The following is a 25,484-nucleotide window of genomic DNA, read 5'->3' on the forward strand; positions in this document are numbered from 1 at the left end:
CACTTAGTGTGAATTGGTTGCAGTATCAATCAAGGAGCACCTGAGATGACCCTCTACCTTCCCGAGCACAGGCAGGCCCCGGCGGTGGAGATGACGCCCGAACGCGATCGTCCCGCGTCTGTGTGGCCGCGTGGGCTGGTGGCCACGGCCATCGCTGCGGTCGTCACGACACTGATGGCCGTGGTTGCCAAGGCGGCAGGGGTCGACTTCGGGAGCAGCGTGGGCGACGTACCGATCTCGGCGTTCCCGATGCTCACCGTCTACTGCTCGCTGGTCGGCGTGATCATCGCCGAGGTGATGATCCGGCTGGCCAAGATGCCCCGTTCGACCTTCCAGATCACCACGATCGTGCTCACCGGGCTCTCGCTGATCCCCGACGTCGTGCCGTTCTTCGAGTTCGATCTGACCTTCGTCGGCGTGCTGTGCCTGACCCATCTCGTCGCCGCGGCAATCGTGATCCCGATGGTCGCCCTGCGGATGGAGGAGCGCCGCGGTCTCGGGCTGCCCGGTAGCCACCGCCGATAGCGGACGCCGACCGTCCTGAATCGGTGTCAGGGTGGAGTCATGCCTCTTGAGACCCGCACCGTCCAGGTCACCTTCGACGCGCACGACCCGCGCGCGCTCTCCACGTTCTGGCGTGACGTCCTCGGCTACGTCCACCCGGGCCCGCCGGGTGTCGAGGTCCCCGAGGGCACCGATCCGCTGGACGCCTGGGAGGCCTTCCTCGAGCAGGTCGGGGTGCCCGCCGACCAGCGCAACAACGCCTCGGCGATCGAGGATCCCGCAGGCGCCGGTCCGCGCGTCTTCTTCCAGCGCGTGCCGGAGTCGAAGACCGCCAAGAACCGCGTCCATCTCGACGTCCGGGCAGCTCCCGGGCTGCAGGGCGAGGAGCGGATGGCCGCACTCGAGGCGGAGTGCGAGCGCGTCGTCGCGCTCGGCGCCACCCGGGTCCGCCGCTTCGAGCCCGACCCGCCGATGAGCCACGGCTTCATCGTGATGCAGGACCCCGAGGGAAACGAGTGGTGTCTCGACTGATCTCCTCCCTATCCTCCGGGCATGAAGATCAGACCGGCCGTCGTCGATGACGCCGAGGCGTTGACCGACCTCCATCTCGACGTGTGGGAGGAGGCGTACGCCGGGCTGATCCCCGACGAGATCCTCACCGACCGCCGAGCCCAGCGCGCCGCGAGGGTCGATCGGTGGCGTACCAACCTCGGGACGAGCCCGATCGCCAACCTGGTGGTCGAGGCCGACGAGCCGGGGCTGCTGCTGGGCTTCGCGAGCTCCGGGCCGGCCCGCGACGAGGATCCCGGGCTACCGCCGCTCGAGCTCTCCGCGCTCTACGTCCGCACCGAGAGGTACGGAACCGGCCTCGGCCATGAGTTGCTCCAGTCCGCGATCGGGGACTCCGCGGCGTACCTCTGGGTTCTCGACGGCAACCAGCGCGCCACCGCGTTCTACGAACGTCAGGGCTTCCGGTTCGACGGCGAGACCAAGACCGACCCGGTCGGCACCGAGCTCCGGATGGTCCGCGGCTAGGTGGTCCGAGCCCGGCGGGCGAGCAGGGTCGAGTCGTCGATCTGGACCGGGACGCCGTCGCGGATGGTCAAGCGCGGGCGCTGCTCGACGACGACCGGCTCGAACCCGTCGGGCAGGCCGGGAAGCAGGTCGGAGGCGAGGAACATCGCGTTGAGGTGCCCGTGGCGCGCGAAGACCTCCGAGGGCGCGTGGCCGACGACGAGCAGATGACCACCCGGCGCGACTGCGGTGGCCAGGCGGCCGGCGACCTCGACCATGCTCCCGTCAGGGGTGTGCAGGAAGTGGCAGGTGACCAGGTCGAACTGCCGGCCCTCGGCGTCGAAGGTGCGGGCGTCGACCTGCCACCAGGACGTACGCTCCGCGACGCCGGCATCCTCGGCATGCCGCCTCGCCCGGGCCAACCCGTTGGCCGAGAAGTCGGCGCCCGTCACGGTCCAGCCCTGCTGCGCTAGCCAGATGACGTCGCCGCCCTCGCCGCAGCCGACGTCGAGCGCCGTGCCCGGCGTCAGCTCGGAGACCTCAGCCACAAGCTGAGGGTTAGGGTTGCCGCTCCAGACCTTCTCCTCGCCGGCATAGCGCTCCTCCCACGACTCCGGCTCGAACATGCTGCGTCCCTCGTCCTCGCTCATGGGCTCAATCTAGCCACCGCCCCGACAAACCTGGTGCGTTCGGAGCAGCTCATGTGATTGCCTGAGCGCCGATGATCACCCTGAACGAAGCACCCCGCCTGATCCGCCCGACGACGGCCGTACGCACCTCCTACCTCACCGGCGAGCAGGCCGACTGCCTCCTGCGGGGCACCGATACCGACTGGCTCGGACCGGCCAGCGAGGACTTCGACTCCTTCGTCGCCGCCCGGGATCACGACAAGGAGCGCTGGGAGGTGATGTCGACGGTCTACTGGTACATCTCCGGCGAGCACTATCTCGGCTCCCTCGTCGTGCGCCACTCACTGACCCCCGAGCTCGCCTCCGAGGGCGGTCACATCGGCTACCACGTCGTCGCCCCGTGGCGGCGCCAGGGCCACGCGACCCGCATGCTCGAGCTCGGCCTCGAGAAGGCCCGCGAGCACGGCATCTCGCGCGTCCTGCTCACCTGTGCCCCCTCCAACGAGCCGTCGAAGCGGGTGATCGAGAAGAACGGCGGCGTGCCCGACGAACAGCTCGGCAGCGAGCTCCGGTACTGGATCGGGTAGGGATACTTCACCCATGCACGCTCTCGTACGCCGCCCCTCGCCCCGCCTCGCCGAGGGGCTCGTCACCCACATCGAGCGGAGTCCGGTCGACGTCGGTCTCGCCGGCAGGCAGTGGGACGCGTACGTCACCGCGATGCGCAGCGCCGGCTGGACCACCCACGAGGTCGATCCCGCCGACGACTGCCCGGACTCGGTCTTCGTCGAGGACACGATGGTCGTCCTCGCGGACCTGGCCGTGATCAGCCGACCGGGCGCGCTGGAGCGGCGCCCGGAGATCGACGCGGCCGAGGACGCGGTCCGCGAGCGGGGCTACCGGATCGCCCACATCGAGGCACCCGGGACCCTCGACGGCGGCGACGTGCTCAAGCACGGCGACACCGTGTGGGTGGGGGAGGGCGGACGTACGAACGCCGAGGGCATCGCGCAGCTCCGGGCACTGCTCGGACCACTGGGCGCCGAGGTGATCGCTGTGCCCCTCACGAAGGTGCTCCATCTCAAGTCGGCCGTCACCGCGCTCCCCGACGGCACCGTCATCGGCCACGAGCCGCTGGTCGACGACCCGAGCGTGTGGGGAGCCCGGTTCCTGCCGGTCCCGGAGGAATCGGGCTCCCACGTGGTCGTTCTCGACGACCGCACGCTGCTGATGGCCGCCTCGGCACCGCTGAGCAGAGCGATGTTCGAGGAGCGCGGCTACACGGTCGTCGCGGTCGACATCTCCGAGTTCGAGAAGCTCGAAGGCTGCGTGACCTGTCTGTCCGTGCGGCTACGAGCAGCTCATGGCTGAATCGGCATCGTCGCGCAGTTGGAACCGGCAGCGACGCCCTTGACCCGGTCGGTGACCCAGTTGATCGCGGCGGTCTGGTCGACGAGCAACGGAGTCACGTGGTTGGTGACCAGCCCGTCACCGAGGTTGGGCAGGATGACCGCCTGGTAGGTCACCTTCGCTCCTCGGCCGCACCAGTCGAGGGCCAGCTGACGGGACTGCGCGTGCGGGACGATGTCGTCCTCGGTGCCGGTGGCCAGGCGTACCGGGATCCGTGGCTTCACACGGCCGATCTTCTGCTCGTCGATGATCGCCTCCACCGCGGGCTCGCGCTCGATGATGTCGTCGAGGCTCTCCCCGGACTTCGTCCAGCTGGTGCTCCGCTGGAACGGGTAGCCGATGATCCCGTCGCCGACGCACGCGGTCGACAGGTCCTCGAGCGCCGCCTGGCCGGCCTCGTTGAGGTTCTCGTCCAGGATCGGCCGCAGCTCCGGGTTGGACTGGGCCAGACCGTTGATGGTCCAGCCGAGAGCGGCGACGAGCGCGGAGCCGTCGATGCCCTCTGCGGTCGCCCGCAGGTCGGCGGGCGGTGCGCCGACGTAGGCGCCGACGAGGTTGATCTCGGGAGCGTACGTCGCGGCGAGCTCGGAGGCCGATCCGGTCGCCCCGCCGCCCTGGCTGTAGCCGTAGAGCGCGACCCGCGACCCGGCGGTCACCGATGCCTCCGGGACCTCGCGCGCTGCCCGCGCGGCGTCGAGGACGGCGTGACCGCCGTCGACACGGTCGACGTAGGTGTGGAGACGGTCGGTGGCGCCCAGGCCGACGTAGTCGGTGACGATCACCGCCACACCGCGCGCCAGGAGACGGTAGATACCGATGTCCTCGTAGCCCACCGAGACGGTCTTGCCGTTGAAGAGGATCGGGCGCTCCAGACCGAGCGAGGCCGAGCACTGGTCGCCCTGGCCCATGGTGCCGGGTGCGACGACCACGAGGGGCCGGTCACCGGCACCGTTCCAGGCCGCGAACGGCTCGATGTAGGCGCCGGTCACCGCGGCCGGGGCGCCGTTGTTGTCGGTGGTCTTGTACATGACCCGGGTCGCGGTGCCGGGCAGCGAGCCGATGCCCGGGATCGAGAGGCCGACACCGAGGGGGAGCGGCTCGGTGCGTACGAGCGCTCCGTTCGCGCCCGGCAGCGTCGCCGGCGGGTTGTAGAACTCCGGGATCTCGACGCCGCGGGAGACGACGGTGGTGCCGGTGTCAGCGGCGACGGCAGGGGCAGCCAGGGTGGCCGGAGCGACCGCAGCAACGGCCAGAGCGGTGGCAAACAACATCCGTGGTGCGTGCTGAGACATGGGGGACTCTCCTCACGTGAGCGGGACCACTTCGTCCCGAGTTACTGAAGAGTAATGTGAGCGCCGTCACGGCGACAAGAGTTTCAGTCAACATTCGTACACCGAAACCGGCTGACGCAGGATCGTCCTCAGCTTGGCGGGCTCCACCCGCCGCGGATCACCGAGATAGATCTCGTGATGCTTCCCGGTCATCCGCAGCCCGCGCTCCGGGATGAACCGCTCGTGCATCTCCTCGAGGACCGGGCCCTCGGCGTCGTACGGACCGATGTGCAGGGTCTGCACACAGGAGCCCTCCGTGAGCGTCTCCCACCGGACCTTGTCCAGGCTTGCGGGACGATCCTTGCTGGCGACCTTGGCCACAGCATCCTCGAACATCTGTTCGGTGATCCAGTCGGGCGTCATGATCATCGCCGTCCAGTCCCACTGCGACTTGTCCCGCGTCCGGGTGAACGCGTCCATGTCCTCGGCCCACCACAGCGCCTCCAGCGGCGGCACCACATAGTCACGGCCATCGGTCTTGCTGGCGAACTTCAGCGTGTACGCCACCGGGTAGAGCGCCGCCAGCGCGTCCGCGTACTCCTGGGCGGTGTTGGGATCGCCGTGCCCGTCGACCATCAGGTAGGGGAGTGGTGGCATCTCGAGGATCCGGAACTCACCCTGTCGCGCCCGATAGCCGTCGATCGTCTTCTTCAGATCCACCTTCGCCGCCATGGGCCCATGATGCCGCGCCACCGCGGCCGACGCCGCGAAACTCGGGTGCCGTCGGCGGTGTCTGCGCCTACGCTCCGAACATGGCAACCGTGGAGGACGTCCGCTGGCTCGGCTCGAGCCTGGAGCGGTCCTACGAGGTCTTTGTACGCGGCAGGCTCAAGTTCCGGGTCGGCTCGATCGTCTATGTCGCCTTCTCCCTGGATGAGACCGAGATGGGGTTCGGCTTCCCGAAGGAGGAGCGTGCCGCACTGGTCGCCAGCACGCCCGAGAAGTTCCATCTGCCCCGTGAGTCGGAGATGCGGTTCAACTGGGTGGAGTCGTCCCTGGCCGAGCTCGACCCGGTCGAGGCGTGCGAGTTCGTGGTGGACGCCTGGCGGCTGTGCGTACCGAAGAAGGTCTCCGCCGCCTATGACCTCACCCATCCCGACGGCCCCGGGACCGGACCGTCCCGAGACCGGGCCGGCGAACGGGCCGGCGAACGGGGGAGAGCGATGATCCTGGCCAAGGAGCTCGACCCTCGCCTGATCACCGTCCGACGCGGCGGCACGCTCACCGACGCCGACCACCATCTGCTCGCCCTGTGGGCGGCGACCTGCGCCGAGCACGTCCTCCCGCTCTTCGAGGCGGAGTGCCCCGACGACCCGCGACCGCGAGAGGCCATCGAGGCGGCCCGGGCCTGGACCCGCGGTGAGCTCAAGATGATGGAGGCTCGCGCTCTCGGCGGTCACGCCATGGGTGCGGCCCGGCCGCTGAGCGGAGCTGCCCGCAATGCCGCCTACGCCGCCGGCCAGGCCGGCGTGGTCGCCCATGTCGCGGCCCACGACCTGGGTGCGGCGGCGTACGCCATCAAGGCCGTGCGCGACGCCGCCCCACCTGGCGAGGCCGTCGAGGCCGGGCGCCGGGAGTGCCACTGGCAGCGCGCGCAGCTCCCGGAGCCCGTCCGCGACCTCGTCCTCGACGACCAGCGGATCCGCAACGACATCTGCTGGTCGGTCTTCGACCGTTGAGGCCAGCGCGCGAACGGCTCGAGGCGGAGCGCCGTAAGACGCTCGCGCGCCTGGCAGATCTCAGCGACGACTTCGACGCCGTGGTCGCGGCCTCGCGCGACACCAACGCCGATGACGAGCACGATCCCGAGGGCGCGACGATCGCCTTCGAGCGGTCCCAGGTCCACGCGCTCGTACGTCAGGCGCGCCAGCATCTCGACGAGATCGACGCTGCTCTGGAGCGCCTGGGCGCGGGTACGTACGGGACCTGTGAGGAATGCGGGCGGCCGATCGGCGAGGGCCGGCTCGAGGCGCGCCCGGTGGCGCGCACCTGCATCAGCTGCGCCGGGAAGCCGAGGACACGGCTGCGCTAGCCGCGATGACGGCGATGGCGGCCGGGCTGGTCACGCATCTCGGCGAGATCGTCGTTGATCCGGCGTGCGCGCCGTCTCTCCAGCCTCGCCAGCAGGAAGCCGACGGCGGCCGCGAGCACCATGAGGACGAGGAGCACCACGACCGTGGCTCCCACCATGTCCAGGACGTGGCTCATGGCGAGCAGGTACCCGATGTCGGCAGCGCCCATGCGCGCTCCGATACGTTGACCTTCATGTCAGATGCACCCGAAGGTCCGATCCGCCTGTGCTGCCTCCTGTGGGCGCACGAGGGAGAGGCGGAGGCCCTCCATGCCTACGAGGACCGTGTCCTGAAGCTGATCTCAGAGCACGGTGGGGAAGTGGTGCACCGTGCGTTCGCCGAGAATGCACCCGGGCAGCCCGACGAGGTCCAGCTCTTCCGGTTCCCGAACCAGGCCTCGCTGGACGCCTACCTGAACGACGAGCGACGTACGGCACTTGGCGCCGAACGCGACGCGGCCGTCGCGCGCACCGAGCTGTTCCCGGTCCGGTTCTGAGGATCGGTTACTGTCAGCCTCAGCCGGTGCTCGAGCACCCAACCCGGAAGAGGTCTGTGATGGTCGTTGCTGGATTGGTGCTCGCCGCGCTGGCGGCCCTGGTGCACGTCTACATCTTCGTCATGGAGTCGCTGACCTGGACGAGCCCGAAGACGCGCGCCGTGTTCGGGCTCGGCGCCGAGGAGGCCGAGGCGACCAAGGAACTGGCCTTCAACCAGGGCTTCTACAACCTCTTCCTCGCCATCGTCACCGCGGTCGGCATCGTCCTGTTCCCGGTGTGCTCCGAAGCGGTCGGCGCTGCCCTGGTCTTCGCCGGCGCCGGCTCGATGGCAGCCGCGGCGGCAGTGCTGTTCGTCTCCTCGCCCGACAAGCGCGGCGCGGCCCTCAAGCAGGGCGTGATCCCGCTGCTCGCCGTCATCGCCCTGGCGATCAGCATGGCGCTGAGCTAGCGAGGAACTCGAGCAGGAGCCGGTTGGTCTCTTCGGGGCGCTCCTGCTGGACCCAGTGACCACAGCGGGGGAGCAGCGCCGAACGCGTGAGTCCCGGCAGGGTCTGGTCGAAGCGCTCGATCTGGCGGCGGCCGGTGATCGCGGGACCGTCGAACTCGCCGGCGACGAAGAGCGAGGGCACAGTGATCGGCACGTCGCTGAAAGCCGCGAGATCCTCCCAGTCGCGGTCGATGTTGCGGTAGCGCGCGAGCGGACCGAAGAAGTCGGAGTCGGCGAACTCGCGGGCGTAGAAGTCGACGTCGGCCTCGGTCAGCCATGCAGGCATCTCGGTGGGGTGGATGAACTGGTCCGAGAGCCGGTCGCCGCGTGGCACCAGCCCGAGCGCCCCGCGCGGATCCCCACCGGCGGCGAGCACACCGTCGCCCGAGATCGAGTAGTAGATGCCGAGCAGCCAGCGGCGTACGTCGGGCAGGATCTCGGCCTCGACGACACCCGGGGCCTGGAAGTAGGAGATGTAGAAGTCTTCGTCGTCGCCGCCGGCCTGTGCCATCGCCTCGGTGGGGCGACGGCGTCCGGAGGGGCTGAACGGCACCGACAGACCGGCTACGGCGGTGAAGACGTCTGGCCTCAGCTGAGCCGACGTCCAGGCGATGGGAGCGCCCCAGTCGTGGCCGACGATCGTGGCCGTCTCCGCGCCCAGGGCGTGCACCAGACCGACGTTGTCGCCGACATGGCGCAGCATCCGGTAGTCCTCGATGGCGGTCGGCTTCGAGGAACCGCCATATCCGCGGACGTCCATCGCGACCGCCCGGTAGCCCGCGTCCGCGAGCGCGGCGATCTGGTGGCGCCATGAGTACCAGGACTCCGGGAACCCGTGCACCAGGATCACGAGCGGGCCGTCCGCCGGCCCTGACTCCACCCAGTGCAGATCGATTCCGTTGACATGTTCGGTGCGGTGAGTTACAGCGGTGTCGGCCACGGCTGGAGTCTGCCACCTCGCCCGAATTCCGCGATAGTACCCCCTATCGCAGAAATGTTCGAAAAGGCTGTAATATCGGGGGATGTGAGCGTACCTGACGATGGTGTGATGTTCGGCGATGTCGTCGAGGACTTCCTGACCGACCGGGCGACCCTCACGCGCCGCGGGCTCAACGACAAGTCCCGAAACGCCTACCGCCAAGACATCACCGCCTGGGCGCGGCAGCTGCATGTCGACGCCGGCGGGGAGCCTGACACCGAGGTGCTGGCGCTTGTCCCGATCTCGGCACTGACCGACCAGAACGTACGCGTCGCCTACAGGTCGCTGAGGGAGAGCTCGGCCGCGGCGACCTGTCAGCGTCGCGTCGGCACGCTGCGGCTCTTCACCCACTGGCTGCAGCTCGAGGGTCACCTGCTGGTGGATCCCACGCTGCGCATCGAGGCGCCCGAGCGGCCCAGCCGCCTCCCGGCCGGCTGGAGCGTCGACGAGCTCCGTCGCCTGGCGCGGGTCGCTTCGATGCCACGCGAAGGCGCCGACCGGCGCCGCTGGCCGGCTCGCGACCGGGCGATCTTCGCGGTCCTGGTCACCACTGGCGTACGTGCCGCGGAGCTGTGCGGTCTCACCGTCGGCGCCATCCGGCGCGAGCCCGACGGCGAGACGCTGGTGCGGGTCATCGGCAAGGGCGACAAGCAGCGCAACCTGCCGCTGCCACCCGAGGCCGTGGATGCGGTCGACGCCTACCTGGCCGAACTGGAGGCACGCTTCGGGGCACGCGACTCGGCCGACCACCTGTTCGTGCTGACCTCGGGCAAACAGCTGCGTCCCGGCGCGCTCAACCATCTGGTCGAGACCTGGATCCGCCTCGCCGGCGTCCCGAAGCAGCCCGGGGAGGCCGCGCACGCGTTTCGACACAGCGCCGCGAAGGGACTGATCCGTTCCGGCGTACCGGTGCCGGCGGTACAGGGGCTGCTCGGTCACGAGGACCTCAAGACGACCGGGATCTACGTCAAGGCGACCGCCGCCGACACCCGCGACGCCGTCCTGCTCTCACCAGCGCGTGAAGTGCTCCGAGAGACGGCTGTGCCACCACCCGACTGAACGGAGTGATCATCCGTGCGGCTTGACCGCGCGGGTTGCGATGTAGGCGGACAGGTGCTGGGCGGTGACGTCTGCGTGATGAGGCGCTTCACTGAGATGGGTCAGGATGAATCCGGCCGCCAGCTGCCCGCCGATCTGTTCGCTCAGCGAGTGGCTGTACTCGATCGGCCCGCTTCCGTAGGCGCGCATCCGGTCGTCCTCGGAGAGGTCGAGCGAGCTGAACGGCAGCCGGTGACGTACGACCAGCTCCTGCCGGTCGAGTGCCACCTCGTCGAAGATGTAGACGTCCGGGTTCATGAATCCGACCATGAGCGTCCCACCGGGGCGCAGTACCCGAGACGCTTCCCGCCAGACCGGCGTCAGGTCAGGGCAGAACACGTTCGAGACCGGGTTGACGATCACGTCGAAGCTGGCGTCGTCGAAGACACCGAGGTCGCGCATGTCACCGAGCACGGTGCGAAGCTCCAGCCCGTCACGAGCGGCCACCTCGTCGTCACGGGCCAGCTGCTTGGGCGAGTTGTCGAAGACGGTCACCGTGGCGCCAGCAGCGGCGAGGACGGGTCCTTGCTGGCCACCGCCCGACGCCAGGCAGAGCACTCGAGCACCGGCCAGCTCGGACGGAAACCAATCACGCGGAATCGGCTCGTGACCGATCAGCACCACCGACCAGTCGCCCTGACGTGCTTTCGCGATGACCTCGGGGCCGACCGGCCGGGACCATTCGTTGTCGTTGTCGACCAGTTCGTCCCACGCGACGCGGTTGTGTGCGGTCGGGTCGAAGTCTTCTGCCACAACAGCGAACCCTAACGCTCCAGCCCTGCTCTCGACCCCTCGACGATTCGCCGATAATGCACATTATGTCAGGTTAAGCAGAAGTGCCCGGGTCGAAGAACGACCCGGGCACTCCCCTTCCTACTGGAAGCGGTACGCGCGGATGATGGTCTGCCGCACGCTGTTGCCGGCGGAGTCGGTCGCCTGAGCCCGCAGGGAGACGAAGCCGCTGCCGTTCGGATGCCGGACCGAGACCACAGCCTTCTCGCCGTGCCGATCGACGTCCAGCTTCCGCCAGGTCTTGCCGTCGTCGAACGACGCCTCGACGCTCAGGCTCCGGGTCCTGGCGGGCGCCGCACCGATCTGCCGGTCCAGCGAGATCGGCACCCTGAGCGACCGACCCGCGGGCGCGGTGCTCTCGATGTCGAGATCCGGCGAGAACCGGACCGCCGTCATCGGGAGATGCACCAGCTCGCCCTCAGGCACGTGCGCCGACCTGAACGTCCACTCTGCCTCGACGAGCGTCGACAGCGTGAACTCGGGGTCGCTCTCGAACCTCGCGTGGATCCGGTAGCTGCCGGGCTCGGCAGGGACGTCGATGGCGTCCCTGATCCACGATGACTGACCGACGAGCGTCCCGTTCCGGTGGACGGTGACGTCGACCTTTCCGTTCCGCGGGAAGCGGAAGCCCTCGTGCCCGCTGCCGTCTCCGTGCAACGGCCCCGGGACGCCCATCGTGTTGCCCCAGTAGCGGGTCGCGTACTGCTGGTCGAACTCGGGCTCCGGGAACACCGGCCCCTCGACACCACTCGCCCACTCCTCCTCGTACACCCGTCCGGGCTTGTACGAGGTCCAGTCCGACTCGTAATGGGTGTAGCCCTGCTGGCTGTTCGAGATCAGCCATTCGGCTTCCTGGTCCCGGTTGTAGTGCTCGACGATGGTGCGCGGCGCGTCGTACCTGAGCGTCAGCGGCCTGGTTCGGCCGTCCAGGCTGCTCATGATCGGCGAGTTGCCGGGTGCCCTGGCCACCGCGACCCGGTCCACCGGTACGTCGGGGACGTCCGCCCCGACCCGCGACCGCACCGTGGCGAAGTCGCCGGCGCGCAGCGTCTTCGTCTTCCCGGCCATCATCCGGCCGCGCTCGTAGAAGTAGACCTGGTAGACCGATTCGCTGTTGATCTGTGCCTGGGCCCAGGTCCCCGAGATGTACGAGACGAAGCCTGCCGCCTTCTTGCTGCCGCTCCCCCGCCCGGTCCGGAGATCGGCGAGGTTCACGTTCATCAGCGTCGTGTAGGGGTCGTTGGAGCCCCAGATCTGTGGCGCCTGGGTGCGGATCGTCCAGCCGACCTCGGTGTGCCGGAGGACGGCCGACCGGTCCGGAACCGTGATCGCCACGGCCTTGGCGGAGCGCGCGTCCATCGTGACCGCGCGATCCGCGTCGAGGCTCACCGCCGGGTCGACGAGCGAGGTGATCGCGGGGGCCTCCTCCGAGCCGGTGAGCAGGTAGGACTGGGCGACATAACGACCCGCCGGCAGTCGCACCGGGGCGCTGTCGCCGGTGTGCGCGATCGACCGGATCGTCTGTCGGTCGACGTCGGTCAGCATGGTGACCCAACGCGGGTTCTCGCCGGTGGCGCCCGGCGTACGCACGGTCAGCGTGTGTCGTGCCTTGTCCAGCGCGATCGGCGTCTGCACGCGCGCGGTGTCCGAGGTGGCGGTGATCTGGCCGCCGTAGGGCTCGTCGGGAAGGTCCTCCCCCGGCGCGACGCTCACGGTCACCGACGCCTCTCCCCCGGCCGGCACGGTCACCGTCGAGTCGCTCAGCGTGAAGAGCCCGGCCAGCGCGTTCGAGCGCAGGCTCAGGTCGAGCCTCACCTCCGACTCGCCGCTGTTGGCGTAGGTGATGGTGCCGTCCTGGTCCGTCGTGGCACGGCCGAAACCGAGGCTGACCGGCTCGGCGGTGACCTTCTGGTCGATGGCGCGCGCGACGTCGACGAAGCCCGCACCCTGCTCGTAGGAGGTGTGGTCGGCGTCCGGTGCAGCCGCCGACATCAGCGTGGCCTTGAGCTGACGGGCGGTCCAGCCGGGATGCTCCTGGGCCAGCAAGGCGGCGGCGCCGGCCACGTGCGGCGTGGCCATCGAGGTGCCGTTCAGGCTGGCGTACGCCCCGTCCTCGGTGAACGGCGGCAGGTCGCTCGTCGAGGAACGGGCCGCCGCGATCGCCACGCCGGGCGCGGTGATGTCCGGCTTGACGTCCGCGTCGGTCGTCGTCGGGCCACGGCTGGAGAACTCCGCGAGCTCCTTGGTCTTGGAGACCGCGCCCACGGTGAGAGCGTCCTCGGCGCTGCCCGGTGAGTTGATGGTGCCCTCGTCGGGCCCGCTGTTGCCCGCGGCGATCACGAAGAGCGTCCCGTACTGCGCCGTCAGGTCGTGGACGGCTGCCTCGAGCGGGTCGGCGCCCGGGGTGTCCTCTCCGCCCAGACTCAGATTGGCGACGGCCGCACCCTGCTCGGCCGTCCACTGCATCCCCGCCAGGATCGACGACTCGGGGCAACCCTCGACCAGACACACCTTCGCGCTGAGCAGCTTCGCGTCCGGGGCGACGCCCTCGTACCGGCCCTCGGAGGCCGCGCCCGTCCCGACGATCGTCGAGGCGACGTGCGTGCCGTGCCCGGCGTAGTCGGTGAGGTCATCAGAGCCGGTGAAGTCGACCGCCTCGGCGACCCTGCCAGCCAGGTCCGGGTGCTGCAGGTCGACGCCGGAGTCGATCACGGCGACCTTCACGCCCGTCCCGGTCAGCCCGGACTCCCACGCCGTGGTGGCGCCGGTCAGCGGCACGCTGACGTCCAACGTCGGCTTGCGCAGTCCGTCCAGCCACACCTTGGTGACGCCGGAGCGCAGCTCGCCCGCGTCGGTGAGACTCTTCCAGAGCTCGGCGGGCTCGTCGCGGTCCTGCTCGTACGCCGTCACCCCATCGAGCCGTTGCGTCGATCGGGCGCCGTCGAGCTCGGCACGGCCCTGGATCAGCAGCGGAAGGGTGCGGCGGGTGTCGTCGTAGCCGAAGTCCAGGAGCATCGAGACGTCGAACAGGCGTTCGTCGAGTCGACCGCCGGCCAGGAGGCCGGCTGCGTCCGCCGGGATCACGCGTACGTCCTCCCCCGCGCTGGCGGTGACGAACGGGATCTTCTCGCGGCCCGCGGCCGGCTCGACGTCCACCACGGGCTGGCCGTTGCGGCTGCTCACCCGGACGGTGTCACCGGTGATCAGGGTGACCGCACGTGTCGTGGCGTCGCTGATCGGGGCAGACTTCTCGGCGGCCCGCACTGCGGCGACCTCGTACGTCTGTGCGGCGGCTGGTAGCGCGGCGCAGGCTGCGACACCGGCCGCTGCCAGCGTCGCCGTGATTCGGACTAATCGCATGGTTCTCCTTGTTTCCTTCCGCCTGCCGACGTCACGAAGGCACCATGGAGCGTCATTGCACGATGGGACCAGAGGGGTTCTCAGTGACCATCCGGCGCGGCAGCGTCATGCCCCCGCCGGTCAGGATCCACCCGGGCCGGTCGCCGTCGCGAGTGTCCACATGGCCCATTCTTTACGCGGCCGGGGCCTGCTCACTCGTCGGAGCCGGTCGCCAACATGCCCGCGGCGACCGCCGCCATGGCGAGCGCCGTCCGCGAGGAGACCTCCAGCTTCCGCATCGCCGAGGACAGGTGGCGGTGGACGGTCCGGGGGCTGATGAACAGGGTGGTCGCCACCTCCTTATTGGTCATGCCGCGGGCGACCAGCTGAATCACCTCGACCTCGCGAGGTGAGAGCTGCTCGCCGTAACCGCGCCGCCCGCGACGCCACGTCCGAGTGACCTCGACACCGTGCTGGCGCAGGACGCGGGCCACCCGGTCGGCGTCCCATCGCGCCCCCAGCTCGGAGAGACGCCGCTGGACGTCGGTCAGCACCGCCACCCCGTGCTCCTGCTCCCCCGCCGCCAGCAGGCATCGGCCATGGCGTTCGAGGGCCAACAGCTCGTCGTAGGGCCGCGGCAGGTGTGCCCAGGCGGCGGCCGCCTGGGCGAAGAGGTCCGCGGCCGCGTGCAGGGCACGATGCGCCTCGGCGAGGATCGCCCGGCAGGTCAGCAGCGCGGCGTCGGCAGCCGGCGCCGAACGGTCCGCCGTCCACGTCGCGAAGTCGTCGACCATCTCGGTGGCGCGGCCAAGCTCACCGACGGCGACGAGGGCATCGAGGTGGACGGGCGCCACGTCGCTCGCCTGGAGCCAGATGCCCTTCCGCATGATCGCGTCCATCGGCCCAGCCGTCACACGCACCGCCTCCTGGGCAGCTCCGTCGAGCAGCAGCAACCTGCCGAGCGCCACCGTGGACATGGTCGTCGGATCGTCCAGCGTGCCGGTGGCGTGTTCCAGGACCTGTCGTGCCCGCCGCTCGGCCGCGTCGCGGTTGCCGACAGCGACCTCCTGCATCGCCCGGACCGACGAGGCCGCCAGGCGAAGGAGCGGATGGGTTCCCTCGTCATCGCTCATCCCGGAAACGGTCTCGGCCAGGCCGTCCCAGGCACCCGTGTGCCAGTCGAGCAGCGCGAGGTGGAATCGTGCGTACTCCGCCACCCGCTCGAATCCGGCGTCGTGCGCGGACTCGGCGGCCTCCTCCAGGCGCCGGCGAGCCTCGGCGTACCGGCCCCAGTGGACGGCACGGTGGGCGACGTTGAACACGACCCTGACCAGCTGTCGACGCTCGCTCACGGTCTCGGCCGACCCGGGGATCTCCTCGGCGGCCTGCCAGCCGGCTTCCTCGCCCAGGCTGAGCAGACCCGTCACGCGATCGATCGAGAGCGCTCGCCGCTCCGCGGGTGACTCGATCTGCGGGAATAGGCGGGTCGCCTGCTCCATCCACCGCAGATGCTGCTCCGCCGGCCCGGAACGTCTCGACTCGGGATCGGCGAGGAACAGCATCGCCCTGGCTGCCCGCGCCGGCCGGGACCTCAGCTCCCCCACGGCGGTCTCGAACTGCGTATGGCCCGCCTCGAACTCGCCCGCCTGGAACAGCATCCAGCCGAGCAGCAGCCGAACCTCTCCCCGTTCGGCCTCGGCGACATCAGCGATGTCAGGGTCGGCGAGGACTGCGGCGAGGGTCTCGCGCACCACGCTCTCCATCCCGCCCAAGGGCGTGAGCCGGTTGACCGCGACATCGCCCAACCGGCGGGCCAGCCGCACCCGCCGAGCCGGAGGATGCTCGACGCTGGTGAGCAGCTCATGCAGCAGCGCGACGGCGGTGCGCTCGTCGCCGGAGTCGAGGGCCAGGTCCGCCGCGGCTTCGGCGTAGTGGCTCCACTGCTCGATCTCGCCGGCCTCGTGGAAGTGGTGAGCCAGCCGTACGACGGGTCGCGGCTCCTGTCGCAGCAGGCCATCGGCAGCGCGGCGGTGCAGGGCCCACCGCTCCGAGGCTGGGATCGCGGCGCCGATCGCGAGGGCGTCGAGTACGTGCCGGAACGCGAGCCAGCGGTTGCCGACCTCACGCAGGAGCCCCGAACCGAGCGCGGCAGCGACCCCGATCCTGGCCGTCGGCGCGTCCAGACCGGCCACCTCGGTCAGCAGCGTCTCATCGGTGGGCTCGGCCAAGACCGCCGCGGCCTGCAGCACCATCCGTCCTTCAAGGGGAAGCCTGCCGGCGCGCTCGAGGACCGAGTCGCGCAGCGTCGGCGGCACGTTCAGTCCGTCGAGGGCTCCCCTGGTCCAGGCACCGTCCTGGCGGACGATGTCGTGCCGGTCCCGGAGCATCCAGATCGTCTCCTCCACCGCGAGCGGAAGGCCGTCGGTGCGCTCGTGCAGGACGACCGCGAACTGCTCCGACACCGCGTCGGTCTCCAGCATCGACCCCACCAGCTCACGGGTGTCGGCGATGTTCAACGGCGTGAGCTCGATCCGGACCCGTGCGGCGGTCAGCGGGCGTGATGTCAGACGCAGCAGGAGCGACCCCGCCGGGACCTCGGTCGCCCGGTAGGTCACCACGACCGACATGCCCAGGTCTCCCGAGGCGGTGAGGAGGAGCCACTCGAGCGTCGCGGCGTCGGCCCAATGGGCGTCCTCGACCACCAGCAGATCGATGCCGAGCCGGTCGACCAGCTCGAAGAGCGCGCGCAGCAACCGGTGCCGGGTCTCGGCCGGGTCCTCCAACGGCTCCAGTGCGGGAGGCAGCCGGTCGGCCCACTCCGGGAACAACGGTCGCAGTGCCCCGGCCAGCGGACTCAGCTCCAGGTCACCCAGCCTGGGCCGCAACCGCCGTAGGCCGTCGACCACCGGTCCCAGCGGGAACGGCTCGATCATCGGTGGGCAGGTCACCATGAGGACATCGAGGTCGGCCAGGTCCGGCGACCGCAGACACTCCCGCACCAGCCGGCTCTTCCCGATCCCGGCCTCCCCCTCGACAAAGGCGATGGCCGGCGGATCGGCCAGCGAGCCGACGAGGAGCTCGAGCTCGGCGGACCGTCCCACGAGAGCGGGCGCCGCCGCCAGTCTCCCGGGTCGAGCCATTCCTGAACCGCCGTGTTCGTCATCGGCGCCGAGACAGGTCGGCGCCTTGGGTGAGGAGATGGTCTCACCCAAGCCTGTGAACCGATTCAAAGGGGCGCGATCTTCGGCTCCCTGTACCGGAACTCGATGACGTCGCGTCTCCGGACAGATCGCTGCGACCTCGGCGGATGACGCTGGCGTCATGACATCCATCAACGAACTTCTCGAAAACGTACGAGGCCGGGTGATCACACCCGACGACTCCGACTACGACACCGCACGAGCGGTATGGAACGGCATGATCGACCGTCGACCGGCCGCTGTCGTGCTGGCCGAGGACGCCGCCGACGTCAGCGCTGCGGTGAACTTCGCGCGCGACAACGGCCTGGCGCTGGCCGTGCGCGGCGGTGGGCACAGCGCACCGGGTTACGGGACGGTCGATGACGGCGTGGTCATCGACCTGTCCCCCATGCGTTCGGTAGAGGTCGACGCCGAGGCTCGAACCGCTCGTGTGGGCGGCGGCGCGACGCTCGCCGATCTCAACGAGGCCACCCACGCGCACGGCCTCGCGACACCCGGCGGGATCGTGTCGACGACCGGCGTCGGCGGCCTGACGCTCGGCGGCGGTATCGGCTACCTCACGCGCGGTTTCGGCCTCTCGATCGACAACCTTCGCTCGGTCGAGGTCGTCACCGCGGACGGGCAGGTCCGACGCGCCAGCGAGTCCGAGAACCCCGACCTGTTCTGGGCGCTCCGTGGAGGAAGCGGCAACTTCGGGGTCGTCACCACCTTCGAGCTCGACCTGCACCCCGTGGACCAGGTGGTCGTCGGGCTCTTCTTCTACGAGCTGGAGCACGCCGGCGACCTGCTCCGCTTCTTCCGCACCTGGATCACCGACGCCGACGAGCGCTACGGCGGCTTCCCGGCGTTCCAGATGGCCCCTCCCCTCCCCTTCCTGCCGGAGGAACGCCACGGCGACATGTTCTGCGTCGCCGTCGTCCACTGGAGCGGCCCGATCGAGGACGGCGAGGCGGCGATGCAGCCGTTCCGCGACCTCGCGCCGCGTGTGGGCGAGATGGTCTCGCCCATGCCGTACCCGTGGCTCAACAGCGCCTTCGACGACCTGTTCCCCCGTGGCGTACGCAGCTACTGGAAGGGCAACTACGTCACCGAGCTGACCGACGAGGCGATCGAGGCGCACCTGGCCCATGGCCCGAAGGCGCCGAACCCGAGCTCGACGATGCACCTGTACCCGATCAACGGTGCCGCCTCCCGCGTCGGCGCGACCGACACCGCGTTCTCCTACCGCCACGCGACCTTCTCGACCGTCATCGTCTCGGCCTGGCCGGACGCTTCGGAGGACGCCGCCAACATCGCCTGGGTTCGCGACTACGCCGCCGCACTCACGCCGCACTCCGAGGCCGGCGGCTACGTGAACTTCATGTCCGACGACGACCAGGGCCGCATCACCGACACCTATGGCAGCAACTACGAGCGACTCAGGAAGGTCAAGCGGGCCTACGACCCGGGGAACCTGTTCGGCCACAACCAGAACATCACGCCCTAGGGTTGGTGCGTGCCGACAGTCCCCGACCGCCTCGATTCCACCCTTGCCGAGTGCAGGAACCTCATCGCCACCCGGTTCCCGTCGGACGAGTCCCGTGGAGCGGCCGCTGTGCTGCTCGACGACGGCACGATCCTGACCGGCACCAGCCCGGACTTCCTGAACTCCAGCACCACGCTGTGCCACGAGGCCGAGCCCTACTGTGCCGCCTTCCGGCTGGACCGCAGGATCGTCGCCTCCGTGTGCCTGCATCGATTCGAGGACGGCCGGCATGTCGTTCTCAGCCCGTGCGGCGTCTGTCGCGAGCGGCTCGCAGGGCACGGACCGGAAGTCTTGGTCGCCGTGCCGGGCAGCTCCGACGGCACTGAGGTCCGCTGGGTCACGCTCCGAGAGGCGCTCCCCCATTACTGGCTCACCGTGATTCCGGAAGAGGTCCCGGACTGGGTCTGACAGCCGCGCGATCCCGAGCGGGACCGGCCTGCCGAACCCTCAGCGCTCGCCCCGCCGCAGGGCCAGGATCGTCCGGGCGTCGGCGGCAGTCGCGAACACCAGCGCCGAGGCCGCGATCTTGGGCCCGACGTTGCCCTCGCTGCGCGCCAGATGGGTGCAGTACGCCGCGATCGCCACGTTGAGCCCGGCGCGGGCAGCCATCCATGGCAGCCGGCGGCGTCCGGCCAGCAACCCGGGCACGAGGGCCAGGTCGGCGGCACCGATGACGCGCAGCGCGACCGGATGATCGCCGAGCTTCAGGGTCCGGCCCACCCACTCCGGCTTGAGGAGGATCGCCGCCCCGATGGGCAGCGTGGCCATTCCGACGACGGCGGCCGAGCGCCGCGCACTCTCAGAGTCCATGGAGCCATCCTGTCCGATGGTCGGTGATGCCAGGCGCTGGCGGGCGCCACCGCCGCCTGATAGTTTCTAGACATGATGTCCAGTAATGCTGAGATTGTCGCTCGGATCATCGACTCCGCCCACGCGCTCGTGCCGGAGCTGGTCGAGCTTCGCCGGAGCATTCACGCACAGCCCGAGCTCGGGCTCGACCTGCCGGCGACGCAGCGCCGGGTGCTCGAGGCACTGGCGGGCCTGGGCCTGGACATCACCGAGGGAGAGTCGCTCACCTCGCTCACGGCGGTACTGCGTGGCGGACGCCCGGGCCCGACCGTCCTGCTCCGTGCCGACATGGATGCGTTGCCGATCACCGAGGCGGTCGAGGTCCCCTACCGGTCCAGCAACGGCGCGATGCACGCCTGTGGACACGATCTGCATGTCGCCGGCCTCGTGGGTGCCGCCCGCGTTCTCGCCGAACACCGCGCTGACCTGGCTGGAAACGTCATCCTGATGTTCCAGCCAGGCGAAGAGGGGCACGGTGGCGCGAAGCTGATGATCGACGAGGGGGTGCTCGACGCGGCCGGCGACCGGCCGGTCGCGGCGTACGCGATCCACGTCGGCAACGCGCCGCGGGGCATCTTCCTCACCCGGCCGGGCACGGTCACCGCGAGCTCGACCCACCTGAGAATCGACCTGGAGGGTCGCGGCGGTCACGGCTCGCGCCCGCACGAGGCCCTCGATCCGGTTCCGATCGCGGCCGAGATCGTGCTGGCGCTGCAGAGCTACACCGCGCGCCGTTTCGACTCCTTCGACCCGGTGGTCATCTCGGTGACGAACCTGACCGCGGGCACCGGAGTCGACAACGTGATCCCCGAGTCGGTCGAGCTCACCGGGACCGTACGCACGGTCGATCCGAACACACTGTCCAGGATCGAGAAGGAGCTTCCCAGGCTCGTCGAGGGCATCGCGGCGGCTCACGGCCTGGTCGCGAGGGTCACGCTCGACACCGGCTACCCGAGCGTCGTCAACGACGAGGCGACCGCCCGGCAGGCGATGGAGACACTGCGTAACGCCTTCGGGCCGCGGGTCGTCGAGGTGCCGCGGCCGACGATGGGCGCCGAGGACTTCGCGTTCGTCAGCCAGCAGGTCCCGACCACCATGATCCTGTTGGGCGCTGCCCCGGCCGACGATGCCGCACCCAACCACTCCCCTGACGCCGCCTTCGACGACAGCGTGCTCGGCGACCAGGCGGCGGCGCTCGCGCTGCTCGCGATCGATGCCTTGGTCGCAGGGCGTCGGTGAGGTCTCAACCCTTGTCGGGACCGTTGGCGCGTACACGCTCGACGTTGACCAGCGACTGCTGGAGCTCGTCGAGCCACTCGCTCGAGTGCTGCTGGACGAGCTTGACGCACCAGCCGAGCGCGTCGCTCCGGCTCCGGGCGACGCCGCCGGAGACGAGCAGGTCGAGGACCGCCCGCTCAGGCTGACGCAGCCGGGTCATCACCGGCGCGGAGACGGTGGTGAACATGTGCCGCTCTCCCCCGACGTCCACGCCCCAGGAGACCTTCCGGTCGAAGCGTCGCTCCGCCTGCCGCGCGACAGCCATCCGGTCCTCACGGGTGCGCTCGCGGAACTCGCTCGCGCGCCCCTCGTTGGCAGCCGCCCGCTCTTCGTCCGAAGCGCCCTCGGCGGTCTTCGGCTCCTTGATCCGCCCGACCACCGTGATCTCCTCGCGGTCGACCACGACATCGGCGATCTCGTCGTACACACCATCGGGCAGTCGTCCGCTGAACCACCCTCGCAACTCGTTTGTAAGCATGTAATCATGCTTACGCCGGGCGACAGCGGAATTCAAGGGCTGCCCTCAGGGCATCGCCATCCCCCGCCAGGCGGTCTCGAACGCCGCCCGGCATCGGGTCATCGCCGCGGGGTCGTCGAACGCGCATCCACGTACGACGATCTGGTAGTAGAACACCCCGTTGATCAGGTCGATCGAGGCCTCGATGTCGATGTCAGGGCGGAGCAGGCCACGTTCGACTCCCGCCCGCAGGACCTCGACCATCGCCGTACGCCGTCGTCCGACGTGCGAGCGCCATAGGGAGTGCTGGACGTCGCGGTCCTGGAGCCCCAGGGCGAGACGCCGCCGCAGGCGACGCTCCGGGTAGGTCGCACCCCGGGTCTCGGGTTGGCGCGTGAACATCGCGTCGATGATGTTCTGCTTGAGGTCCCCCTCGGTCGGGATCCGGGCATCCGAGCGCCCGTGGTCGAGGGCGGCGGCGATCAGGTCGGTCAGGCTCGGCCACCGGCGGTAGAGCGCGGCCCGGCTGACGCCGCTCGCGGCCACGACGGCGTTGACGGTGACCGGCTCGTCGTTGTCGATCAGCGTCCGGGCCGCCTCCATGATCCGCTCGTCGTGACCGGCCTCGCGCGGCCGGCCGGGACGACCCCGCACGCCGGTGTCGTCCCGGCCGGCGTCGCTCATCCGATCGCCCGCTCGCGCAGCGTCGCGACGAGCGCGTCGTTCAGTCCGGCCGTACGCAGCGGCTCGAGCGGGTCGCCGTAGGAGCTGTTGAGATGGTGCAGGAGGCCCTTCATCGGGGCCGGGGAGAACTCGTTGCCCATCGACGCCTTGGCGGCGGCGTCGGCCTCGAGGCCGAGCGCCGCCATCATCGATGCCATCACCGGCTCGAGCCGGGCCATGATCGCGACCGAGTTGGCCCCGGTACGGGTGTAGTCCTCGACGATCGCGTCGTCGTCGGCGCCCAGGGCGAGGAGCAGTGACGCCGCCATCACGCCGGTGCGGTCCTGGCCCGCGGCGCAGTGGAACGCGGTCGCACCGGGAGCGGTGGCGATGACCGCGAGCGAGGTGACGATCCGCGCCGCGGCCGCCTCGTACATCCGGATGTACATCGACGCGAAGGTCGACTGGTCCAGCACGTCGGAACCGGGCACCTGGGAGGACTGGCCGATCGAGTCCATGAACGGCAGGTGGTGGTACGTCACCCGCATCCGTCCGAGCGGACCTCGCCCGGTGTTCGCGAGCTCGCCGGCCGAGCGCAGGTCGATGACCGCCGCCAGGCCGCCCTCGACCAGGTCGCTCGCGGTGGTCTCGTCGGCGAGGGCGAGGTCGTCGGCGCGGATGACGAACCCTTCGCGCAGGGTGCCGCCCGCGACCGGGATCCCGCCCATGTCACGCAGGTTCACGGGGGCGGAGAGCTCGAAGCCGTTGTCGGTGAGGGTCATGTGATCTTCCTTCGGATGATGGCGCTGGCCTGGTCGATCACCGTGACGAGCACGATGATGCAGATGACCATGGCGCTGAGGTGGCCGTAGTCGTACATGTTCATGGCGGTGGTGAGCTCGAGACCGATGCCTCCGGCACCGACGAGACCGAGGATGGTGGCGCCGCGTACGTTCCCCTCGAACAGGAGCAGCGTGTAGCTGGTCAGCATCGGAGCGGCGCTGGGCAGGATGCCGTACTGGATGATCTGGCGACGGGAGGCGCCGACGGCCTCCATCGCGGTGATGGGACCGCGGTCGACCGACTCCATGGCCTCGGCGAAGACCTTGCCGATCGAGCCGATCGAGCCGACGGTCATCGCCAGGATGCCGGCGAACGGGCCCAGGCCGACCGCGGAGACGAACATCAGTGCGATGACCAGGTCGGGCAGCGAGCGGATGATGTTCATCCCCCACCGGACCGGGTAGTAGACCCACCTCGGTGCGATGTTCGAAGCCGCGCCGAACGCGAACAGGAGCGAGAGCACGGCACCCAGGACGGTGCCGACGATCGCCATCTGCAGCGTCTCGACGAGCAGCTCGAGGATGGTGCCGAGCTTGTCCCAGGTCGGCGGGAAGAGCCGCATCAGGAACTCGCCCATGTTCGAGGCCCCCTCGCCGAGCGCGAGGAAGTTGAACTGGGCACCCATCGAGGACCAGACGAACAGCACGCCACCGACGACGAGTCCCGCGCCGAAGCGGGCGCGTGGGACTGAGAAGGCGCGTTCCAGGCGCTGGCGGGAGGCGTCGTCGAGCCGCGGCCTGTCGACGGGCTTGGAGGCGACGAGCTGCGACATCACGCGTCCTCCTCGTCACCGAGGGCGTCGTAGACCGGAGCCAGCGCGTCGGTGTCCAGCTCGGAGGTCCTGCCCGCCACCACGACCGAGCCGTGACGCAGACCGACGATCCGGTCGGAGTGCGCCAGCGCGAGCGGGAGTACGTGGAGGCTCACCAGCACCGGGATGCCCTCGTCCCTCGCGATGCTCTGCAGCAGGCTCAGCACGGTGTGGCTCATCCGGGGGTCGAGCGAGGCCACCGGCTCGTCGGCGAGGATGAGACGCGGGTTCTGCATGAGCGCGCGGGCGATGGCGACGCGCTGCTGCTGGCCGCCGGAGAGCGTACGTGCCTGCTCGTCGGCCTTGTGGGCGATGCCGACCCGGTCGAGCAGCTCCAGTGCGCGCCGGCGGTCGGCGGAGGAGAAGGTGCCGAGCAGATTCACCGGCCCGGCGTTGTAGAGGGTGCCGGTGAGCACGTTGGTGAGCACGGAGAGGCGGCCGATGAGGTTGTACTGCTGGAAGACCTGGCCGATCTGCGAGCGCACCTCGCGCAGCTGCTTCGCACGGAGCCTGGTGAGGTCGTGCGCGCCGACGTGAGCCTCGCCGGAGGAGATCGGGGCGAAGCCGGTCAGGGCCTTCATCAACGTCGACTTGCCGGACCCGGACGCCCCGAGCAGCGCCACCGTCTCCCCGTCGTGGAGGTCGAGGTCGACTCCGTCGAGGACGAAGGGCTCCCCGGGTGCGTAGCGGACCCTCAGGTCGCGTACGTGGACTCGCCGGGTGTCGACCAGGGTGCTCATTCGAGCTCCGAGATGTCGACGTCGGCGATCTTGGCGATGTCGACGAACGGCTGGAACTCTTCCTTGCCGGGCTCGATGATCGGCTCGACGCCGGCCGGGATGCCCTCGGCGTACACCCCCAGCTTGTCCGCGTTCTCGGTGGCGAAGACCTGCGGGATTGCCTCGAGCAGGGCCGTACGCTTCTTCCCGCTCATGTCCTTGCTGCCGAGGACGCTGATGGAGATCGGCATCGAGATGCTCTCGCCGATCGATCGGATCTCGCCCTTCTCGAACGGGAACAGCGGGTCGCCCTTCCCGGCCATGGCCGGGAAGATCGTGGAGGTGCAGGCGACGTCAGCCTGCCCGTTCTTCAGGGCGATGAAGCTGCGGTCGTGGCCGCCGGACATCAGCTTCTGGTAGTCTTCGTCGGCTTCGAGGCCGGCCTCGTGGAGCATGTGGGTTGGCATGAAGTAGCCCGAGGACGAGGCGGGGTCGGCGAAGGCGATGACCGTGTCCGGCTCGATGTCGCCGAGCGCCTTCAGGGGCGAGTCATCGAGCACCAGGCAGGTCGAGACCGGCTCCTCCTCACCCGGCCACGCGACCAGGGAGTCGACGTCGCCGGTGCTGACCGCGAGCGCCGACGGGAAGCCGCTCATGATGCCGATGTCCTGGTGGCCGTTGCGGATGGCCTCGATGACCGCTGAATAGCTGGGTACGTCGGTGACCTCGACCTGCATACCGGTCTCGGCCTCGAGCAGGTCGGTGATCGCGGTGACGGGAGTCTCCGCCTTCGGGTCGTCGCCCAGCGGAAGGGTGGCGAACCGGATCACGTCGTCGCTAGATGCCGAGGCCTCGGTGCCGCCCGAGCAGCCGGTGAGCACCAGGGTGGCTCCGGCGACGAGGGCGATGGGGATGCGCAGGCGCATGGGATGTGTCCTTTCGGGAGTGGAGTGATCCCATTGCATGCGTCCCAGATGACCGTGAATT

Annotated in this window: 28 protein-coding genes; 13 read left to right on the plus strand and 15 right to left on the minus strand. The window is 69.7% G+C overall.

The genetic code is table 11. The features are described 5' to 3' along the window. Nucleotides 1-45 precede the first annotated feature (45 nt). The 3 genes from ACIRON_RS28090 to ACIRON_RS28100 are packed head-to-tail and all read left to right on the plus strand — an operon-like array spanning nt 46 to nt 1,539. Nucleotides 46-525, plus strand: a complete 480-nt coding sequence (locus ACIRON_RS28090; protein ID WP_402997874.1) for a DUF6069 family protein — start codon at nt 46-48, stop codon at nt 523-525. A gap of 39 nt (nt 526-564) precedes the next feature. Beyond that, nucleotides 565-1,035, plus strand: coding sequence for a VOC family protein (locus tag ACIRON_RS28095; protein ID WP_402997877.1), 471 nt, complete (start codon nt 565-567; stop codon nt 1,033-1,035). Between the two features lie 21 nt (nt 1,036-1,056). Further along, nucleotides 1,057-1,539, plus strand: coding sequence for a GNAT family N-acetyltransferase (locus ACIRON_RS28100; RefSeq protein WP_402997880.1), 483 nt, complete (start codon nt 1,057-1,059; stop codon nt 1,537-1,539). On the opposite strand, the gene ACIRON_RS28105 is transcribed toward ACIRON_RS28100, so the two are convergent. Next, nucleotides 1,536-2,168 (minus strand): class I SAM-dependent methyltransferase, encoded by a 633-nt coding sequence (locus ACIRON_RS28105; RefSeq protein WP_402997883.1) that lies wholly within the window; start codon nt 2,166-2,168, stop codon nt 1,536-1,538. The two genes, ACIRON_RS28100 and ACIRON_RS28105, sit on opposite strands and share 4 nt — an antisense overlap. Before the next feature lie 71 nt (nt 2,169-2,239). Between ACIRON_RS28105 and ACIRON_RS28110 the strand changes: the two genes are divergently transcribed. Then, nucleotides 2,240-2,734, plus strand: coding sequence for a GNAT family N-acetyltransferase (locus tag ACIRON_RS28110; RefSeq protein WP_402997886.1), 495 nt, complete (start codon nt 2,240-2,242; stop codon nt 2,732-2,734). 13 nt (nt 2,735-2,747) lie between these two features. After that, nucleotides 2,748-3,518 carry a dimethylargininase gene (gene ddaH / locus ACIRON_RS28115; RefSeq protein ID WP_402997889.1) on the plus strand — a complete coding sequence of 257 codons (771 nt, stop codon included), beginning with the start codon at nt 2,748-2,750 and terminating at the stop codon, nt 3,516-3,518. Here the strand turns inward: ddaH and ACIRON_RS28120 are convergent. Next, nucleotides 3,509-4,849: an alpha/beta fold hydrolase gene (locus tag ACIRON_RS28120; RefSeq protein ID WP_402997892.1), complete on the minus strand. Its 1,341-nt coding sequence runs from the start codon at nt 4,847-4,849 to the stop codon at nt 3,509-3,511. The genes ddaH and ACIRON_RS28120 overlap by 10 nt on opposite strands. 87 nt (nt 4,850-4,936) lie before the next feature. After that, nucleotides 4,937-5,560, minus strand: a complete 624-nt coding sequence (locus ACIRON_RS28125; protein WP_402997895.1) for a GyrI-like domain-containing protein — start codon at nt 5,558-5,560, stop codon at nt 4,937-4,939. 80 nt (nt 5,561-5,640) lie between these two features. Between ACIRON_RS28125 and ACIRON_RS28130 the strand changes: the two genes are divergently transcribed. After that, nucleotides 5,641-6,567, plus strand: coding sequence for an MmcQ/YjbR family DNA-binding protein (locus tag ACIRON_RS28130; protein WP_402997898.1), 927 nt, complete (start codon nt 5,641-5,643; stop codon nt 6,565-6,567). Next, the gene (locus ACIRON_RS28135) at nt 6,564-6,920 is read left to right on the plus strand and encodes a TraR/DksA family transcriptional regulator (protein ID WP_402997901.1); all 357 of its coding nucleotides are present in this window, start codon (nt 6,564-6,566) and stop codon (nt 6,918-6,920) included. The genes ACIRON_RS28130 and ACIRON_RS28135 overlap by 4 nt, the downstream gene beginning before the upstream one ends. On the opposite strand, the gene ACIRON_RS28140 is transcribed toward ACIRON_RS28135, so the two are convergent. After that, nucleotides 6,917-7,129: a hypothetical protein gene (locus ACIRON_RS28140; protein WP_402997903.1), complete on the minus strand. Its 213-nt coding sequence runs from the start codon at nt 7,127-7,129 to the stop codon at nt 6,917-6,919. The genes ACIRON_RS28135 and ACIRON_RS28140 overlap by 4 nt on opposite strands. 24 nt (nt 7,130-7,153) lie before the next feature. Here ACIRON_RS28140 and ACIRON_RS28145 point away from each other — a divergent pair, with 24 nt between their 5' ends. Beyond that, nucleotides 7,154-7,456, plus strand: coding sequence for a hypothetical protein (locus tag ACIRON_RS28145; protein WP_402997905.1), 303 nt, complete (start codon nt 7,154-7,156; stop codon nt 7,454-7,456). 59 nt (nt 7,457-7,515) lie between these two features. Then, the gene (locus tag ACIRON_RS28150; RefSeq protein WP_402997908.1) at nt 7,516-7,905 is read left to right on the plus strand and encodes a DUF1304 domain-containing protein; all 390 of its coding nucleotides are present in this window, start codon (nt 7,516-7,518) and stop codon (nt 7,903-7,905) included. Here ACIRON_RS28150 and ACIRON_RS28155 read toward each other — a convergent pair. Continuing rightward, nucleotides 7,886-8,884 carry an alpha/beta fold hydrolase gene (locus tag ACIRON_RS28155; protein WP_402997911.1) on the minus strand — a complete coding sequence of 333 codons (999 nt, stop codon included), beginning with the start codon at nt 8,882-8,884 and terminating at the stop codon, nt 7,886-7,888. The two genes, ACIRON_RS28150 and ACIRON_RS28155, sit on opposite strands and share 20 nt — an antisense overlap. Before the next feature lie 84 nt (nt 8,885-8,968). Here ACIRON_RS28155 and ACIRON_RS28160 point away from each other — a divergent pair, with 84 nt between their 5' ends. Beyond that, complete coding sequence (locus tag ACIRON_RS28160) at nt 8,969-9,982, plus strand: tyrosine-type recombinase/integrase (RefSeq protein WP_402997914.1); 1,014 nt, start codon at nt 8,969-8,971, stop codon at nt 9,980-9,982. Nucleotides 9,983-9,991: 9 nt separating this feature from the next. On the opposite strand, the gene ACIRON_RS28165 is transcribed toward ACIRON_RS28160, so the two are convergent. The 3 genes from ACIRON_RS28165 to ACIRON_RS28175 form a co-directional block, all read right to left on the minus strand. Beyond that, a complete protein-coding gene (locus ACIRON_RS28165) occupies nt 9,992-10,774 on the minus strand; it encodes a class I SAM-dependent methyltransferase (protein ID WP_402997916.1) in 783 nt (260 codons plus the stop codon). Between the two features lie 120 nt (nt 10,775-10,894). Further along, nucleotides 10,895-14,173 (minus strand): S8 family serine peptidase, encoded by a 3,279-nt coding sequence (locus tag ACIRON_RS28170; RefSeq protein ID WP_402997919.1) that lies wholly within the window; start codon nt 14,171-14,173, stop codon nt 10,895-10,897. A 191-nt stretch (nt 14,174-14,364) separates the two neighbouring features. Beyond that, nucleotides 14,365-17,292 (minus strand): LuxR C-terminal-related transcriptional regulator, encoded by a 2,928-nt coding sequence (locus ACIRON_RS28175; protein ID WP_402997921.1) that lies wholly within the window; start codon nt 17,290-17,292, stop codon nt 14,365-14,367. 223 nt (nt 17,293-17,515) lie between these two features. Between ACIRON_RS28175 and ACIRON_RS28180 the strand changes: the two genes are divergently transcribed. Both ACIRON_RS28180 and ACIRON_RS28185 read left to right on the plus strand, forming a co-directional pair. After that, entirely contained in the window at nt 17,516-18,838 is a 1,323-nt protein-coding gene (locus ACIRON_RS28180; RefSeq protein ID WP_402997924.1) for an FAD-binding oxidoreductase, read from the plus strand. A 9-nt stretch (nt 18,839-18,847) separates the two neighbouring features. Further along, the gene (locus tag ACIRON_RS28185) at nt 18,848-19,285 is read left to right on the plus strand and encodes a cytidine deaminase (RefSeq protein ID WP_402997927.1); all 438 of its coding nucleotides are present in this window, start codon (nt 18,848-18,850) and stop codon (nt 19,283-19,285) included. A 39-nt stretch (nt 19,286-19,324) separates the two neighbouring features. Here the strand turns inward: ACIRON_RS28185 and ACIRON_RS28190 are convergent, their stop codons facing one another. Then, nucleotides 19,325-19,687, minus strand: coding sequence for a hypothetical protein (locus ACIRON_RS28190; protein ID WP_402997930.1), 363 nt, complete (start codon nt 19,685-19,687; stop codon nt 19,325-19,327). A 75-nt stretch (nt 19,688-19,762) separates the two neighbouring features. Here ACIRON_RS28190 and ACIRON_RS28195 point away from each other — a divergent pair, with 75 nt between their 5' ends. After that, nucleotides 19,763-20,965, plus strand: a complete 1,203-nt coding sequence (locus ACIRON_RS28195; RefSeq protein ID WP_402997932.1) for a M20 family metallopeptidase — start codon at nt 19,763-19,765, stop codon at nt 20,963-20,965. A gap of 4 nt (nt 20,966-20,969) precedes the next feature. On the opposite strand, the gene ACIRON_RS28200 is transcribed toward ACIRON_RS28195, so the two are convergent. The 6 genes from ACIRON_RS28200 to phnD are packed head-to-tail and all read right to left on the minus strand — an operon-like array spanning nt 20,970 to nt 25,423. After that, nucleotides 20,970-21,482 (minus strand): hypothetical protein, encoded by a 513-nt coding sequence (locus ACIRON_RS28200; protein WP_402997935.1) that lies wholly within the window; start codon nt 21,480-21,482, stop codon nt 20,970-20,972. Nucleotides 21,483-21,527: 45 nt separating this feature from the next. Next, entirely contained in the window at nt 21,528-22,145 is a 618-nt protein-coding gene (locus tag ACIRON_RS28205; protein ID WP_402997938.1) for a TetR/AcrR family transcriptional regulator, read from the minus strand. Further along, nucleotides 22,142-22,906 carry a tyrosine-protein phosphatase gene (locus tag ACIRON_RS28210; RefSeq protein ID WP_402997941.1) on the minus strand — a complete coding sequence of 255 codons (765 nt, stop codon included), beginning with the start codon at nt 22,904-22,906 and terminating at the stop codon, nt 22,142-22,144. The genes ACIRON_RS28205 and ACIRON_RS28210 overlap by 4 nt, the downstream gene beginning before the upstream one ends. Continuing rightward, nucleotides 22,903-23,739 carry a phosphonate ABC transporter, permease protein PhnE gene (phnE, locus tag ACIRON_RS28215; protein ID WP_402997943.1) on the minus strand — a complete coding sequence of 279 codons (837 nt, stop codon included), beginning with the start codon at nt 23,737-23,739 and terminating at the stop codon, nt 22,903-22,905. Before phnE ends, ACIRON_RS28210 begins: the two co-directional genes overlap by 4 nt. Then, nucleotides 23,739-24,518 carry a phosphonate ABC transporter ATP-binding protein gene (phnC, locus tag ACIRON_RS28220; RefSeq protein ID WP_402997946.1) on the minus strand — a complete coding sequence of 260 codons (780 nt, stop codon included), beginning with the start codon at nt 24,516-24,518 and terminating at the stop codon, nt 23,739-23,741. The genes phnE and phnC overlap by 1 nt, the downstream gene beginning before the upstream one ends. Next, entirely contained in the window at nt 24,515-25,423 is a 909-nt protein-coding gene (phnD, locus tag ACIRON_RS28225) for a phosphate/phosphite/phosphonate ABC transporter substrate-binding protein (protein WP_402997949.1), read from the minus strand. Before phnD ends, phnC begins: the two co-directional genes overlap by 4 nt. Nucleotides 25,424-25,484 lie beyond the last annotated feature (61 nt).

This window comes from Nocardioides sp. NPDC101246, from assembly GCF_044767415.1.
In the GTDB taxonomy this organism is placed as follows: Bacteria; Actinomycetota; Actinomycetes; order Propionibacteriales; family Nocardioidaceae; genus Nocardioides.

Coding starts and splice junctions, on each gene's coding strand:
- ACIRON_RS28210 (WP_402997941.1), bottom strand. CDS start 22,906: ATGACCCTCACCGACAACGGCTTCGAGCTCTCCGCCCCCGTGAACCTG.
- ACIRON_RS28150 (WP_402997908.1), top strand. CDS start 7,516: ATGGTCGTTGCTGGATTGGTGCTCGCCGCGCTGGCGGCCCTGGTGCAC.
- ACIRON_RS28190 (WP_402997930.1), bottom strand. CDS start 19,687: ATGGACTCTGAGAGTGCGCGGCGCTCGGCCGCCGTCGTCGGAATGGCC.
- ACIRON_RS28205 (WP_402997938.1), bottom strand. CDS start 22,145: ATGAGCGACGCCGGCCGGGACGACACCGGCGTGCGGGGTCGTCCCGGC.
- phnE (WP_402997943.1), bottom strand. CDS start 23,739: ATGTCGCAGCTCGTCGCCTCCAAGCCCGTCGACAGGCCGCGGCTCGAC.
- ACIRON_RS28105 (WP_402997883.1), bottom strand. CDS start 2,168: ATGAGCGAGGACGAGGGACGCAGCATGTTCGAGCCGGAGTCGTGGGAG.
- ACIRON_RS28200 (WP_402997935.1), bottom strand. CDS start 21,482: ATGCTTACAAACGAGTTGCGAGGGTGGTTCAGCGGACGACTGCCCGAT.
- phnC (WP_402997946.1), bottom strand. CDS start 24,518: ATGAGCACCCTGGTCGACACCCGGCGAGTCCACGTACGCGACCTGAGG.
- ACIRON_RS28175 (WP_402997921.1), bottom strand. CDS start 17,292: ATGGCTCGACCCGGGAGACTGGCGGCGGCGCCCGCTCTCGTGGGACGG.
- ACIRON_RS28140 (WP_402997903.1), bottom strand. CDS start 7,129: ATGGGCGCTGCCGACATCGGGTACCTGCTCGCCATGAGCCACGTCCTG.
- ACIRON_RS28090 (WP_402997874.1), top strand. CDS start 46: ATGACCCTCTACCTTCCCGAGCACAGGCAGGCCCCGGCGGTGGAGATG.
- ACIRON_RS28195 (WP_402997932.1), top strand. CDS start 19,763: ATGTCCAGTAATGCTGAGATTGTCGCTCGGATCATCGACTCCGCCCAC.
- phnD (WP_402997949.1), bottom strand. CDS start 25,423: ATGCGCCTGCGCATCCCCATCGCCCTCGTCGCCGGAGCCACCCTGGTG.
- ACIRON_RS28125 (WP_402997895.1), bottom strand. CDS start 5,560: ATGGCGGCGAAGGTGGATCTGAAGAAGACGATCGACGGCTATCGGGCG.
- ACIRON_RS28170 (WP_402997919.1), bottom strand. CDS start 14,173: ATGCGATTAGTCCGAATCACGGCGACGCTGGCAGCGGCCGGTGTCGCA.
- ddaH (WP_402997889.1), top strand. CDS start 2,748: ATGCACGCTCTCGTACGCCGCCCCTCGCCCCGCCTCGCCGAGGGGCTC.
- ACIRON_RS28130 (WP_402997898.1), top strand. CDS start 5,641: ATGGCAACCGTGGAGGACGTCCGCTGGCTCGGCTCGAGCCTGGAGCGG.
- ACIRON_RS28100 (WP_402997880.1), top strand. CDS start 1,057: ATGAAGATCAGACCGGCCGTCGTCGATGACGCCGAGGCGTTGACCGAC.
- ACIRON_RS28110 (WP_402997886.1), top strand. CDS start 2,240: ATGATCACCCTGAACGAAGCACCCCGCCTGATCCGCCCGACGACGGCC.
- ACIRON_RS28145 (WP_402997905.1), top strand. CDS start 7,154: ATGTCAGATGCACCCGAAGGTCCGATCCGCCTGTGCTGCCTCCTGTGG.
- ACIRON_RS28095 (WP_402997877.1), top strand. CDS start 565: ATGCCTCTTGAGACCCGCACCGTCCAGGTCACCTTCGACGCGCACGAC.
- ACIRON_RS28120 (WP_402997892.1), bottom strand. CDS start 4,849: ATGTCTCAGCACGCACCACGGATGTTGTTTGCCACCGCTCTGGCCGTT.